The organism is Streptomyces sp. NBC_00873, from assembly GCF_045207415.1.
Lineage (GTDB): Bacteria > Actinomycetota > Actinomycetes > Streptomycetales > Streptomycetaceae > Streptomyces.
The window spans coordinates 4795665-4809908 of sequence record NZ_CP108803.1 but is presented as its reverse complement, the minus strand read 5'-3'; the positions used below and the strand labels follow the sequence as shown (position 1 = coordinate 4809908).

Genomic DNA, 14244 nt, shown 5'->3' with positions numbered 1-14244 from the left:
GGGACAGCGCGCGGCGTCAGATGCGGTGCATCGCAAGGCGGAGGGGCGTCCGCATACTGGATGTATTCGGACGTTCCGACAACGCGGCGAGGTGCCGTAGCTGTCGTCGTGCGCCCGTCAGGAATTACGGGACAGCCCTAAGGCGGAGGGGCGTCCTCGTACGAGGCGTATCCGGGCGTTCCGACAACGCGGCGAGGTGCCGCAGCTGTCGTCGTGCGCCCGCCAGGGATGACGGGACACCCCATAGGACCTGGCTGGTCCCGGCTGGGCCGTCAGAGTTCCTTGGCGGGCCAGTCCAGCAGCCGGGCACCGATCACCGCGGTCTGCAGCGTGTAGCGGTGCATCGGATCGGACGGGTCGGAGCCGGTCAGCTGATGGATGCGCTCCAGCCGGTAGGTGAGTGCCCGCACGCTCAACGCCAGCCGACGGGCCGTCTCGGCGGCGACACAGCCCGCGTCGAAGTAGGCGGCGAGCGTCTTCAGCAAGGGCTCCGCGCCGCCTCGCGCCTTCTGGAGCGGGCCGAGCTCACTGCGCACCAGATCGGCCATCGCCTGCCGGTCCCGGGTCAGCACCGGATAGACCAGCAGGTCGGCGGCGTACAGCACCGGTTCCCCCAGGTCCATCCGGTCCGCCAGATCGAGCGCGTCGAGCGCCTCGTCGTACGACTGGACGACGCCGCCCGGACCCCGGTGCGGGCGGCCGACCGCGACCATGCCGCCGTCCGTCGCCGCATGCGCCTGCTTGGCGAAATAGCGCAGGACGTCCGGCTGGGCGCCCGGGGCGATGCAGACCAGGCGCCCGTCCTTGGTCGTGAGGAGGATCTTCCGGCCGTCGAAGCGGGCGAGCAGCGCCGCCTCCACCATGCGGGGCACCGCATCCGTCTCGGTGTACGCCTCCGGGCCCGTCGCCACCGCGACCGCGTGAGCGCGCGACAGCCGCAGCCCGAAGCGGGTGGCCCGCTCGGCGAGCCGGCCCAAATCGCTGCGCCCGTACAGCAGATCGTCGATGAACTCGCGGCGCGCCGCCTCCTCCCGCCGCACGGTGAGCCGCTGGGCGCGCTCGAACCCCTCGGCGAACGCGTCGACGGCCTGCTCGACCGCGGCCAGCACGCAGTCGGTGGACGCGGGGTGCGCGGCTGTGGCGCGCGGCCAGGCGGTGCGGGTCGCCGCCAGATGGAGACCGACCAGGGCGCGCAGCTGGAATCCCGCCTCGGCCGCCTCCCGGCCCAGGGTGCGGCGGGCGTCCAGCTCGTCGCGGGTCAGCCGGCGGCCGGTCGCCGCGACCTCCTCCAGGATGTGGGCGTACTCCCCCAGATACTCGTCGGGAATCTCCGGCTCCGGCACGCCCATGCCTCCAGTTCTGATGCGTTACTGACACCCACTCAACGCATATGAGCAGGTGTCGGTGCCCGGCATCAAAGACGTACAAAGATTGCCGGATTCCGGCAGTGCGATACGACGGCGTCGGCTGTCATGATCAGGCCCAGCACCAACCGGGGGAACACGGGGGAATACGGGGGATACGGGACGGGGGGGGGACGACCCGGTAGCCGCGACGCCGCATGTCGGCGGTGTCGCGGCTACCGGAGTCACCGCCGGACGTCCCATCCACCGCACCCCCACCGACAGGCAGGGGAGTGGACCGATGCAGGAATTCCTGAGAGCCGCATCCTCCTTCCCCGCCGTCCTCTTCGGCGCCGCTCTGATCGTCGTCATCTGCTTCTGGCTGCTGGTCCTGGCGGGCGCGGCCGACCATCACTCCTTCGACGCCGACCTCGACACCGACCTGGCCGGGATCGGAGGTGTGCCGGTCGCCGTCTCGGTGTCCGTGATGGTCGCCGTCGCCTGGTTCACCAGCCTGACCGGTTCCGTCCTGCTGCTCCGCAGCGCGGTCACCGGCACCGCCCGGGCCGCGCTCGCCTGTGCCGTGCTCGCCGGGGCGCTGCTGATCTCCTGGGCCGTGGTCCGGGTCCTCGTCAGCCGATACCGGCGCCACTTCCCGGCCGAACCCCCGCCGTCCCGGCAGGACTTCCTCGGCCGGGTCTGCACCGTCCGTACCGGCTCCGTCAGCTCCGACTTCGGCCAGGCCGAGGTCGCGGCGGCCGACGGTTCGACCGCGATGGTGCAGGTCAGGCTGTTGCGGCAGACCGATGAGGCGGCGTTCACGGCGGGCAGTGCGGGGCTCCTGTACGCGTACGACGACGAGGGTGAGTTCTTCTGGGTCTCGCCGTACGACGTGACGCTCGACCCGGGACCGCCGAAGCCCCCACGGCCGCTGCCGCGCACCCGACGCCGTACCCGCTGAGCCGCCCGCACCGCCGGGTGCCCCGCACTTCTCACCTTCCTCACCAGCCGCCAAGGACTGTCATGGATGCAATCTCCCTGGGCTTCGGTGTGCTCGTCGCCGTGGTCCTGCTCATCGCGATCGCCCTGCTCCTCGTCATCGGCCGGCTCTTCCGCAAGGTCGAACAGGGCAGGGCCCTGATCATCTCCAAGACCAAGAAGGTCGACGTGACCTTCACCGGAGCCGTCGTCCTGCCGGTGCTGCACAAGGCCGAGTACATGGACATCTCGGTGAAGACGATCGAGCTGCGCCGCACCGGGCGCGAGGGCCTGATCTGCCAGGACAACATCCGCGCCGACATCCACATCAACTTCTTCGTACGGGTGAACAAGACCGTCGAGGACGTCATCAAGGTCGCCCAGTCCATCGGCACCGAGCGGGCCAGCGACAAGGCCGCCATCCAGGAGTTCTTCGCCGCGAAGTTCGCCGAGGCGCTCAAGACGGTCGGCAAGCAGCTGGACTTCGTCGATCTCTACACCAAGCGCGAGGAGTTCCGGGACCGCATCATCCGGGTCATCGGCACCGACCTGAACGGCTACCACCTCGACGACGCGGCGATCGACCACCTGGAGCAGACACCGATGGCGCAGCTCGACGGCGCCAACATCCTCGACGCGCAAGGCATTCGTAAGATCACCGAGCTGACGGCGATCGAGCACGTGCGCACCAACGAGTACCAGCGCACCGAGCAGAAGGAGATCACCCGGCAGAACGTCGACGCCCGCGAGACCATCCTGGAGCTGGAGCGCCGGCAGGCCGAGGCCGAGATCAAGCAGCGGCGCGAGGTCGAGACGCTGCGGGCCCGCGAGGAGGCGGCCACCGCCCGGGTCCAGGAGGAGGAACGGCTCGGCGCGCAGACCGCGTTCATCCGTACCGAGGAGCAGCTCGGCATCCAGCGCGAGAACCAGGCGCGGGAGATCGCCGTCGCGCAGAAGAACCGTGAGCGGGTCATCGCGGTGGAGAACGAGCGCATCGAGAAGGACCGGCTGATCGAGGTCATCGGACGCGAACGGCAGACCGAGCTGAACCGGATCGCCGCGACGAAGGAGGTCGAGGCCGAGCGCCGCGAGGTCGCCGATGTGATCCGGGAGCGGATCGCGGTGGACCGAACGGTCGCCGAGCAGGAGGAGTCCATCAAGACGCTGCGGGCGGTCGAGGAGTCGGAGCGCACCCGCAAGTCGGTGATCATCGCAGCCGAGGCGGAGGCCCAGGAGAAGCTGGTCAAGGACATCAAGGCGGCGGAGGCGGCCGAGGCGGCGGCCACGCACCGGGCGGCGGAGCAGTTGACTCTCGCCGAGGCCCGGCTGAAGAGCGCGGACCTCGACGCCCGGGCCAAGCTGCGGCTCGCCGAAGGCGTCCAGGCGGAGTCCGCGGCGCCCGGACTTGCCGAGGTGCAGGTACGCGAGGCGGCGGCCGATGTCATCGAGAAGACCGGTCTCGCCGAGGCCGGGGCCACGTCCGCCCGGCTCAAGGCCGAGGCCGAGGGTGCGCGGCTGAAGGCTCTCGCCACAGCCGAGGGCACGCAGGCGCAGGCCACGGCGGACGCGGCGATGATCGGCGAGAAGCTGAAGGCGGAGGCGGCCGGACTCACTGAGAAGGCGGCCGCGATGGCGGCGCTGGACGACGCGTCGCGCGGGCACGAGGAGTACCGGCTGCGGCTCGCCGCCGAGAAGGAGATCCGGCTGGCCGGCCTCGATGTGCAGCGGCAGGTCGCCGAGGCGCAGGCGACGGTCCTGGCCACCGGTCTGGAGAACGCGGACATCGACATCGTCGGCGGGGATTCGGTCTTCTTCGACCGGCTCGTCTCGTCGATCTCGCTCGGCAAGAGCGTGGACGGGTTCGTGGAGAACTCGGACACCGCGAAGGCACTCGCAGGCCCGTGGCTGAACGGGTCGTCGTCATTCACGGACGACCTGACGCGGGTGCTCGGGTCGGTCTCGACGGGCGATGTGCAGAACCTGACGGTGTCGGCGCTGCTGATGCGGATGATGCAGGCGCCGGGGGTGGGGGCCGAGACTGGCCGGATGCAGCAACTTCTCGATTCTGCCCGCGCGTTGGGCCTCGCGGATCTGTCGGTCGGGGCGCTGACGGGCGTCTTTGATGCACCGGCCTCGCGGAACGGGACGCCGGTCGCGTAGGGGGCGGGGCGGGCGGTGACCGGGGCCGTCCGGTGACCGTTCTGTCCTCAAACGCCGGACAGGCTTGTTTTTGCTGGACGCCCGCCCCGCGAACCGTCCGCCCCCAAAAGCCGGACGGGCTGAAAGTAGCCGGGCGGGCTGGTTTTTGCCGGACGGGCGTACAAATCAAGCCCGTCCGGCGATTGAGGACAACGCGGGGCCGAAGGCCTCGCAACCCGGTGACCGTTCAAGGCCACACCCGGAAGGCCCGCACCACACAACCCCGCAGGGAGCCGTACGCATGGACAGCGACACCACACTCACCGCGCCGCCCCGCGGCGATGTGGACGCCGGCACCTACGACGTACTGCGGCGCCGCCTCACCGCCCAGGCCACCGAGCTCACCCACCGCGCCGAAGCGCTCAACACCCGCCGCACCGAGGAGTTCGGTTCGACGTGGCTCCATCTCCTGGCCACCGAGCGGATCCGTACGGAGCGCCCTTCCGTGCCCCGCGATCTCGTCGCCGTGGGCGGGCAGTTGCTGTTCGGCTTCGAGCGAGGACCGGGCGCACGCGGCGACGCCGAGGTCGGGGACGTACTCACCCTCTACGGACCCGATCTGTCACCCGGCCGGGACGCTCTCCTCGCCGACGAGGCCTTCGTACGCGAGTTCACCACCCTGCACCGCTACTACCGCGACGCCCGCCTGCTCCGTCTCCGCCGCGTCGACGGGCGGCTCCTCGCCGTGTTCCGTACCGGCGAGACCGCCGACGACATCCGCGTACTGCGCTGGGCGCTCACCCCGGACGGTTCCCCCGGCGCGTTCCTCGACGCGCGCGGCGACCGCGACCACGTCTTCCCGCCGTCGCACGACTTCACCTGGACCGCGGCGGGCCGCGAGTCGCACATCCCCGGCCGCCACCCGCACATCGCGATCGGCGGCAGCGGCGCGCTCTTCGTCGACACGCTCGGCGGCACCCTGACCGTCAAGACGGCCGACGACACCGACACACCGCACGGGATCTACGAGGAGCCGGTCACCGAACCCCTTCAGTCCCTCGCCGACGCCGACGTCGAGTACGCCGAGGTCGGCCCCCTGATCCTGCTGCGGATCCGCCCGTACAACGAGGACGCCTGGCGCCACCTGGTCTTCAACACGCTGCTCTCCACCGTGCTGCGCCTCGACGCCATCGGGCCCGCCTGCCACCGGCTGCCGGAGGACCAGGGGATCATCTTCCCCGGCGGCACGTACCTCACCACCGGCGCCGCCAAGACCTTCGACCTCGCCGAACCGCTCGCCGACCCGGTCTTCGAGGGGGCCGTCCGCTCCCCCAACGGCGAGGACGTCCTCTACCTCTTCCGCTCCCGCGACGGCGGCCGCGGCCTGCTCCTCCCGTACAACTTGATCCGCCAGGAGGTCGCCACCCCGCTGCTCTGCCGCGGCCACGCGCTGCTCGACGACGGCAGCCTCGTCCTCCTCAAGGACACCGCGTCGGCCGAGCCGGCCCGTGTGCACGCGGTGCAGCGCTGGCGGACCCCGTACGTCTCCGACACCCATGCCGCCTCCCGCCCGGCCGGGACGGGTCCGCTCGCCCGGGTCGGCAACGCCGACCTGGTACGCGGCGTCTCCGACTGTCTCGCCCTGGCGAACAGCGCGACGCGGACCACGCCGACCACGGCCGTGTACGCCCGGCTGGTCGCCGACTGCATCCGCACCACCGACCGCTACCACTGGCTCACCGACCCCGAACTCGGCTCGCTCAGCGACCCGTTGACCGCCCTCCACGACACCGCACAGCAGGTCCTCACCGAGTTCGAGACGGTGCAGGAGCTGACCCGGCAGGCCGCCGAGGCACTCACCGGCGCGGCGGACCACCTCACCGCGCTCGTCCGCCGCATCCGCGGCGAAGCCCCGCGCTCGGCCGCCGCCTGGGTCTCCCAGCTCACCGAACTGCGCCACGCGCACGGCCGCTTGGCGACGCTCGGCGAGATGCGGTACGCGGACACCGACCGGATCGCCGAGCTGACGGCGGCCACCACCGCCGATCTCACCTCCGCCGCCCAGCGCGCGGTCGCGTTCCTGAGCCGGGCCGACGCGTTCACGGGCTACCACCACGACATCGAGCAGCTCACCGCCGACGCGTCCGCGCTCGCCAGCGTCGCCGACGCGACCGCGCTCGGCGACCGGCTGACCGAGATGACGGACGGGCTCGCGACGGTCACCGATGTCGTCGCCGGGCTCGACATCGGGGACGCGACCGTCCGCACATCGATCCTGGAACGGATCGCCGAGGTCCTCGGCGGTGTGAACCGGGCCCGGGCCACGCTCGACGCGCGCCGCCGCGAGCTCCTCGATCACGAGGGGCGGGCGGAGTTCGCCGCCGAGTTCGCCCTGCTCGGGCAGGCGGTCACGGGTGCGCTGGCCGCCGCGGACTCCCCCGACGCGTGCGACGAACAACTGGCCCGGCTCTTGCTTCAGCTGGAGAACCTGGAGTCCCGGTTCGCCGAGTACGACGACTTCCTCGCCGAGCTGGCCGAGCGGCGGACCGAGGTGTACGAGGCGTTCTCGGCCCGTAAGCAGACGCTGCAGGATGACCGCGCCCGCCGCGCCGAACGGCTGGCGGACTCCGCGGCCCGGGTCCTGGAAACCGTCTCCCGGCGGCTGTCCGCCCTCCCGGACCTGGACGCCGTCCACACGTACTTCGCCTCCGACCCGATGGTCGCCAAGGTCCGGCGCACGGCGGACGAACTGCGCGGACTCGGCGACCCGGTGCGGGCCGAGGAACTCGACGGACGGCTGAAGGCGGCCCGCCAGGAGGCGGGGCGGGCCCTGCGCGACCGCAGCGAGCTGTACGCGGACGACGGGGCGACGATCCGGCTCGGCCGGCACCGGTTCGCCGTGAACACCCAGCCGTTCGACCTGACGCTCGTGCCCTCCGGGGACCGGCTCGCGTTCGCCGTCACCGGAACCGACTACCGGGCTCCGGTCACCGACCCGGCGTTCGAGGCGACCCGCCCGTACTGGGACCAGCTGCTGCCCTCGGAGTCCCCGTCCGTCTACCGCGCCGAACACCTCGCAGCCCGCCTCCTGGACGAGCACGGCGCGGATGCACTGGCCGCCCGCGAACCGGCCGACCTCGCCCTTCTCGTCAGGGAGTCGGCTGCGGCCGCGTACGACGAGGGATATCAGCGCGGCGTCCACGACGAGGACGCCACCGCCATCCTGACCACACTGCTGCGACTGCACGCCGGCGCCGGCCTGCTGCGCGTCCCGCCCTCCGTACGGGCGGCGGCGCAGCTCTTCTGGGCGCACGACACGGACGGCGCCCTCCGCGCCTCGTGGACGCGCCGGGCTGCGTCCCTGGCCCGGGCCCGCGAGACGTTCGGCCTGGCGCCCGCGATCACCGCACTCCAGGAGGAGTGGGCCACCAGGATCGGGACCGATGACGCGCACGCCACCGCCGCGTACCTCTTCGAGGAGCTGACCTCCGGCCCCGCCGGGTTCGTCACGAGCGCGACCGCCCGCACCTTCCTGGACAAGTTCCGACGCACGACCGGCACTTCGGCGTACGACGAGGATCTGGAGGCCCTCCGCGACGACCTCCCCGCTCGCCGCCAGCTCGTCGAGGGCTGGCTGACCTCGTACGCCTCCGCGAGCGGAACGGACCTCCCGAGCGGTGATCTCGCCGAGGCGGTCGCCGTCGAACTCTGCCCGGAGCCGGAGCTCACCCGCTACGACTGCGAGGCATCGCTCTCGGCGACCGTGGACGGCCTGCTGGGCACCCATCCGCGCGTCGACCGTGGCCGCCTGACCGTCCGGCTCGATGAACTCCTCGCCCGCACGCAGCAGTTCCGTGCGAGCACCGCCCCCGGCTTCCGCGCCTACCAGCGAACCCGCACCGCCCTCGTCACCGCCGAACGCGCCCGGCTGCGACTCGACGACCACCGGCCACGCGTGATGTCCGCGTTCGTCCGCAATCAGCTCCTCGACGAGGTGTACCTGCCGCTGATCGGCGACAGCCTCGCCAAGCAGCTCGGCACAGCCGACGCCGACCGGCGCACCGACTCGCAGGGCCTCCTGCTGCTCGTCTCGCCGCCCGGCTACGGCAAGACGACACTCATGGAGTACGTCGCCGACCGGCTCGGCCTGGTCCTCGTCAAGATCAGCGGCCCGTCGCTCGGCCGCGACGTGACCTCCCTCGACCCCGCGCAGGCACGCAGCGCGACCGCCCGCCGGGAGATCGAAAAGATCAACTTCGCACTGGAGGCGGGCAACAACACACTCCTCTACCTGGACGACATCCAGCACACGTCACCCGAACTGCTCCAGAAGTTCATCCCCCTCTGTGACGCCACCCGCCGTATCGAGGGCGTCCGGGGCGGCGAGCCGCGCAGCTACGACCTGCGGGGCAAGCGGTTCGCGGTGTGCATGGCGGGCAACCCGTACACCGAGTCCGGCGAACAGTTCCGGATCCCGGACATGCTCGCGAACCGGGCCGACGTGTGGAACCTGGGCGAGGTGCTGAGCGGCCGCGACGACGTCTTCGCGCTGAGCTTCATCGAGAACGCGTTGACCGCCAACCCGGTGCTGGCCCCCCTCGCCGGCCGCTCCCGCGAGGACCTCGCGCTGCTCGTCCGCCTGGCCTCCGGCACGGACCCTTCCCCAAGCTCTCAACTCCGTTCGAGCAGGGGAGACCCCATCGCGCGCGCGGACCGCCTCGACCACCCGTACACCCCCGCCGAGCTGGACAGGATCACCGCGGTCCTGCGCCACCTCGTGACCGCCCGCGACACCGTTCTCGCCGTGAACGCCGCGTACATCGCCTCGGCCGCGCAGACCGACGCGACGCGCACCGAGCCGCCCTTCCGGCTGCAGGGCTCGTACCGCAACATGAACAAGATCGCCGAGCGGATCGTGCCCGTGATGAACGACGCCGAACTGGCCGCCGTCATCGACGACCACTACGCGGGCGAGGCCCAGACACTCACCACGGGCGCCGAGTCCAACCTGCTGAAACTGGCGGCTCTGCGCGGCACCCTCACCGCCGAACAGGCGGACCGATGGGCGGCGATCACCGCCTCGTACGTACGCACCCAGGCGCTCGGCGGCCCGGACGGCGCCCTCTCCCCGAACTCACGAACCCATCCGAGCAGCGGAGACACCGTCTCACGGGCGGTCGCGGCACTGGACCTGCTCTCCGACCGGATCGCGGCGGTCGAGGCGGCGATCGTCCGCGCATCGGACCCACGTCATCTGCTCGCGAGCCCGGAGCGGTCCGCCCGGCACGCGGCTCCACGCACTCCGACGACACACAAAGATCACTGACCGGCCGGAATGAGTCGAACACCCGGAGGTGCGCAAGGCATGCTGGGATTCGTGTCCACACTTCCCCAGCAGCCCCAACGCTCCCCCTTCAGCGGCCACATGGTCATCTGCGGCGACGACGCACTCGCCCGGCGGCTGGCGGTGGAGCTGCGGTACGTCTACGGGGAGCGGGTCACACTCCTTCTCCCGCCGGGGCGCGATCCGCGCCGACCTGAGCTGCCGCTGACCCAGCGCGGCCGTGCGGCAACGCTGTTCGGCCGGATGTCGGCGGCGATGAGCCGCAACCTGGGCACCGGTGGCAACGGGACCACCGGCAGCCCCGGAAGCTCCGACAACGACACGAACGCCGGCGTCGAGGCGGTCCGCATCCTGGAGGCTGCGGAGCCGTCCGACGAGGCCTTCGAGGAAGCGGGCGTGGACACCGCCGCCGCGCTCGCACTCGTCTACGACGACGACGAGCGCAACATCCGCGCCGCGCTGACCGCCCGTCGCCTCAACCCCCGCGTCCGGCTGGTCATCCGGCTCTACAACCGCAAGCTCGGGCAGTACCTGGAGACCCTTCTCGACCAGGCCGCCGCGGTCGCCGTCCCCGGACTCGACCCGACGGCGCTGGACGCGTCCACCACCGTCCTCTCCGACGCCGACACCGCCGCACCCGCACTCGCCGCGACCGCGCTCACCGGTTCCAGCAAGGTCGTCCAGGCGGAGGGCCTGCTCCTGCGGGCCGTCGAACGCACCCCGCCCCGGCAGGGCGAGGTCGCCGACCCCGGACTCTGCACGCTCGCCCTGCTCTCCTCCACCACCCACGACCCGGCGGGCGCCGAAGGATCCGACAGCAGCGGCGCCGAAGGACCCCAACTCCTGCCCGATCACAATCAGGTGGCCGCGGCGACCGGGCGCGGCACGGTGGTCCTGGAAGCCATCCGCGACGCCGCACCGGACGGTCCGAAGCTGCGCATGGGGGGCCGCAGCGCCCCGCTGAGCCAGATCTTCTCGCGCCGTCTGCGCTGGTCGGCGCTGGGGGTCGGCTCGGCGGTCCTGGCCCTCGCTGTGGCCTCCACCCTCACCACGGGCGACCACCCGCTGCACGCCGCGTACCTGACCCTGCTCGACCTCTTCGGGATGGGTGACCCGGCGATCGGCGACCCCACCGCGCGGCAGATCATCCAACTGCTCTCCGGAATCGCCGGCCTGATGCTGCTGCCGCTGCTGGTGGCGGGCGTCCTCGAAGCATTCGGCTCGCTGCGTACGGCGTCGTCCCTGCGCCGCCCGCCGCGCGGAATCGCCGGCCATGTGGTGCTGCTGGGGCTCGGCAAGATCGGTACGAGGGTGCTGGTCCGGCTCCGCGAGCTCGACATCCCCGTGGTGTGCGTGGAGGACGACCCGGACGCGCGCGGCATCCCGGTGGCCCGGCGGCTGCACGTACCCGTCGTCCTCGGGGATGTCACCCAGGAGGGCGTCCTGGAAGCCGCGAAGATCCAGCGGTCCCGCGCCCTTCTCGCCCTGACCAGCATCGACACCACCAACCTGGAGGCGGCGCTCTACGCCCGCTCGGTCAAGCCCGATCTGCGGGTGGCACTGCGCCTCTTCGACGACGAGTTCGCCACCGCCGTCTACCGCACCCTGCGCACCGCCCACCCGCAGGCCCTGACCCGCTCCCGGTCCGTCTCCCATCTGGCCGCCCCGTCCTTCGCCGTCGCGATGATGGGACGGCAGATCCTGGGCGCGATCCCGGTCGAGCGGAAGGTGATGCTGTTCGCCGCGATCGAGGTGGCGGGCCACCCGCAGCTGGAGGACCGGACGGTCGAGCAGGCGTTCCGGGCAGGGGCATGGAGGGTGCTGGCCCTGGACGCGACCCCGCGCGAGGACCGCCACCCCGGCCTGACGACCGTCGCACCCGCCTCCCCGGACCGCCCGTCGGGCCTGATCTGGAACCTGCACCCGGGGTACGTGCTGCGCGCCGAGGACCGCGTGGTGATCGCGGCGACCCGGCGCGGGCTTGCGGAACTGCTCCGCAGACGACGGGCAGTGGCACCGCGTTAGTCGCGCACTTTCACGAGGTGCGTTGTCCGAGGCGTGACCGGAAGAGAGAGGAGTGCGCCTGACCTGCTTCGCGGCGGGTGTGCTCGCCGGTGCGCTGCCCTGGGTGTGCGCGCCGCCGCTCAGCGGAGGCGTGACGCCGACGTACGGCGCCGGGCTGCTGTTCGCGCTGGCGTTGACGGCCGGGTTGTGGTGGCACAGCCGTCGGCGGCTCATCGATTCGCTGAGCGAGCAGGTCGAACTCCGTGCCGAGCAGGCCAGGTTGGCGGAGCGGGCCCGGATCGCGGCCGAGATGCACGATGTGCTGGCCCATCGGCTGAGCCTGTTGGCGCTGCACACCGGGGTACTCGCACTGCGTGCGGAATCGCTGCCGCCGCAGGTCGGTGAGCGGATCGCACTGTTGCGCGCCACCTCGTCCCAGGCGTTGGCCGATCTGCGGGACGTGCTGGGCGCCTTGCGTGCGGAGGACGACGCGGCGCGGGAGGACGGGAGGGGTCCCGTGCAGAGAAAGGTGCCTGCTCCGGCGTTACGGAACCTGTCCGAACTGCTCGACGAGGTAAGGACCATCGGTCAGGATGTCGCGGCCGAACTGACGGGGGAACCCGGTGCCGCACCCGCGACTCACCTCCTCGCGGTGCACCGGCTCGTTCAGGAAGGTCTCACCAACGCCCGTAAACACGCACCGGGCACGGCGGTGCGACTGCGGGTGCACTACGGCGCACCGGCCACGGAGGTGGAGTTGGTCAACTCGCCGCCCGCAGTGACCGCTTCACGCGCCGATGGAGGCGTCGGCCGGGGCTTCGGCCTGATCGGGCTCGCCGAACGGGTGGCCGGGCTGCACGGCTCTCTCGCCCACGGTCCGGAGCCGGATGGGGGATGGCGGCTCGCGGCCCGTCTACCCATGAGTGCTCCGGACGGTCAGCCGACCCGAACAGCCTTCGAGGAGAACGGCGCGACCCGCACGGCCGGAGCTGTCGGCGGACGAGCGGGCAGAACCGTCGGCAAAGGTGTGGCCAAGGCCATGTGCGAGGGTGTGGTGAAGAGGATCGGGAAGCGGTCCGTGAATCGGATCGGGCAGACATGAGCGAGGCTCGGATCATCAGCACGATGGTGGTGGACGACGACGCGTTGGTCCGATTGGCCCTGACCGACCTACTGGCGACCGACGCCGGCATCGAGGTCGTCGCCCAGGCGTCGGACGGCCTCCAGGCCGTGGAGGAGGCTGCCGCCCATCGGGTGGACGTCGCCCTGATGGATGTGCGGATGCCGAGGCTGGACGGCATCGCGGCCATCGCGCGACTGCGGGCACTGCCGCATGCCCCTCGCATCATCACTCTGACCACCTTCGACCTGGACGAGTACGTGTACGAGGCATTGGCAGCGGGCGCCGACGGGTTTCTGCTCAAGGACTCGGACCCTGCGGAGATCCTGCGGGCCGTACATGTCGTGGCCGCCGGTTCGGCGATGCTGCATCCGTCCGCCGCACGTCGGCTGATCGACCGCTACCATCGCGGCGCCCGGCCCGGGGCCTCAGCTGTGCGCGGACGGGTGGGCCGGCTGACACCACGCGAGCGCGATGTCCTGGCATTGCTCGCGGAGGGGGCGACCAACTCGGAGATCGCCGGGGGGCTGCGGATGAGCGAGAGTACGGTGAAAGCCCATGTCAGTCGCATCCTGACGACACTGGAAGTCGGAAATCGCGTCCAGGCGGCACTGGCCGCCCGGGACGCCGGCCCGATGCCTGATGCCTGACGCGTGAATCGTGAGGTTCGCCGCGTTGCGTGGCGAAGCGAACCGAGTGACGCAACGAAAGCGCGGCCGACGGGCCCGGCATCAGATCACGCCGGCCTCCGACGTGAGCGGGGCGGCAAGCTCGTCTCGGACCGGGGTGGACGGTCCTGGGTCTGAGCCGGGGCCTCGCCCACGAACTCGGGCCGCACGGAGTATGTGTCAACACAGTGCTGCCCGGAACAATCCTCATAGAAATGTCGCCGCAGACAAAGGTGTGCCCGGATGCCGAACCATCGGCGCGAGGTCTTCCTCGACAGTCGAATAGGCAATGTTGTCAAAATATGATTCTCCATCCGCTTTCCAGACTACGGCGGTCAGGAGTCAGCAGAATTCCGATCGCCACCACATCCGATAACCAGCTCCGGTTCCAAAGCCTTTCGACAATGGCGGCCGGCGGACCTTCGACTGGACGGCCCATCCGCGCCTCCTGCCCCGCGTCGGCAGTTGACCATTCTCGGCATTCCTGACGAGGTCAATTCATCCGACCGTCAGAACATTCTATCCAGATAGCGCACCAACCTTCGCCCCCCACACGCGAGTTCGCCCTCCCATCGAAGAGGCACAGCGAATTCGCGACCGTCTCCGACCAGGGCCCACATTTCCGATTTCTTAGCCGGTACGGTGAAA

Annotated in this window: 7 protein-coding genes; 6 read left to right on the top strand and 1 reads right to left on the bottom strand. The window is 71.1% G+C overall.

What is annotated here, in order from left to right; genetic code table 11:
• Nucleotides 1–272 precede the first annotated feature (272 nt).
• Nucleotides 273–1343: a PucR family transcriptional regulator gene (locus OH809_RS22125; protein ID WP_406425051.1), complete on the bottom strand. Its 1071-nt coding sequence runs from the start codon at nt 1341–1343 to the stop codon at nt 273–275.
• Between the two features lie 301 nt (nt 1344–1644).
• Here OH809_RS22125 and OH809_RS22120 point away from each other — a divergent pair, with 301 nt between their 5' ends.
• The 6 genes from OH809_RS22120 to OH809_RS22095 all read left to right on the top strand — a co-directional run bounded on the left by OH809_RS22120 (nt 1645) and on the right by OH809_RS22095 (nt 13578).
• Nucleotides 1645–2304, top strand: a complete 660-nt coding sequence (locus OH809_RS22120) for a hypothetical protein (protein ID WP_406420746.1) — start codon at nt 1645–1647, stop codon at nt 2302–2304.
• A 62-nt stretch (nt 2305–2366) separates the two neighbouring features.
• Nucleotides 2367–4481, top strand: coding sequence for a flotillin family protein (locus OH809_RS22115; protein WP_406420747.1), 2115 nt, complete (start codon nt 2367–2369; stop codon nt 4479–4481).
• Nucleotides 4482–4761: 280 nt separating this feature from the next.
• Entirely contained in the window at nt 4762–9786 is a 5025-nt protein-coding gene (locus OH809_RS22110) for a DNA repair ATPase (protein WP_406515480.1), read from the top strand.
• A gap of 39 nt (nt 9787–9825) precedes the next feature.
• The gene (locus tag OH809_RS22105; RefSeq protein WP_406420749.1) at nt 9826–11829 is read left to right on the top strand and encodes an NAD-binding protein; all 2004 of its coding nucleotides are present in this window, start codon (nt 9826–9828) and stop codon (nt 11827–11829) included.
• 52 nt (nt 11830–11881) lie between these two features.
• A complete protein-coding gene (locus tag OH809_RS22100; protein ID WP_406515479.1) occupies nt 11882–12910 on the top strand; it encodes a sensor histidine kinase in 1029 nt (342 codons plus the stop codon).
• Nucleotides 12911–12921: 11 nt separating this feature from the next.
• Complete coding sequence (locus OH809_RS22095) at nt 12922–13578, top strand: response regulator (RefSeq protein ID WP_406516271.1); 657 nt, start codon at nt 12922–12924, stop codon at nt 13576–13578.
• Nucleotides 13579–14244: the final 666 nt, after the last annotated feature.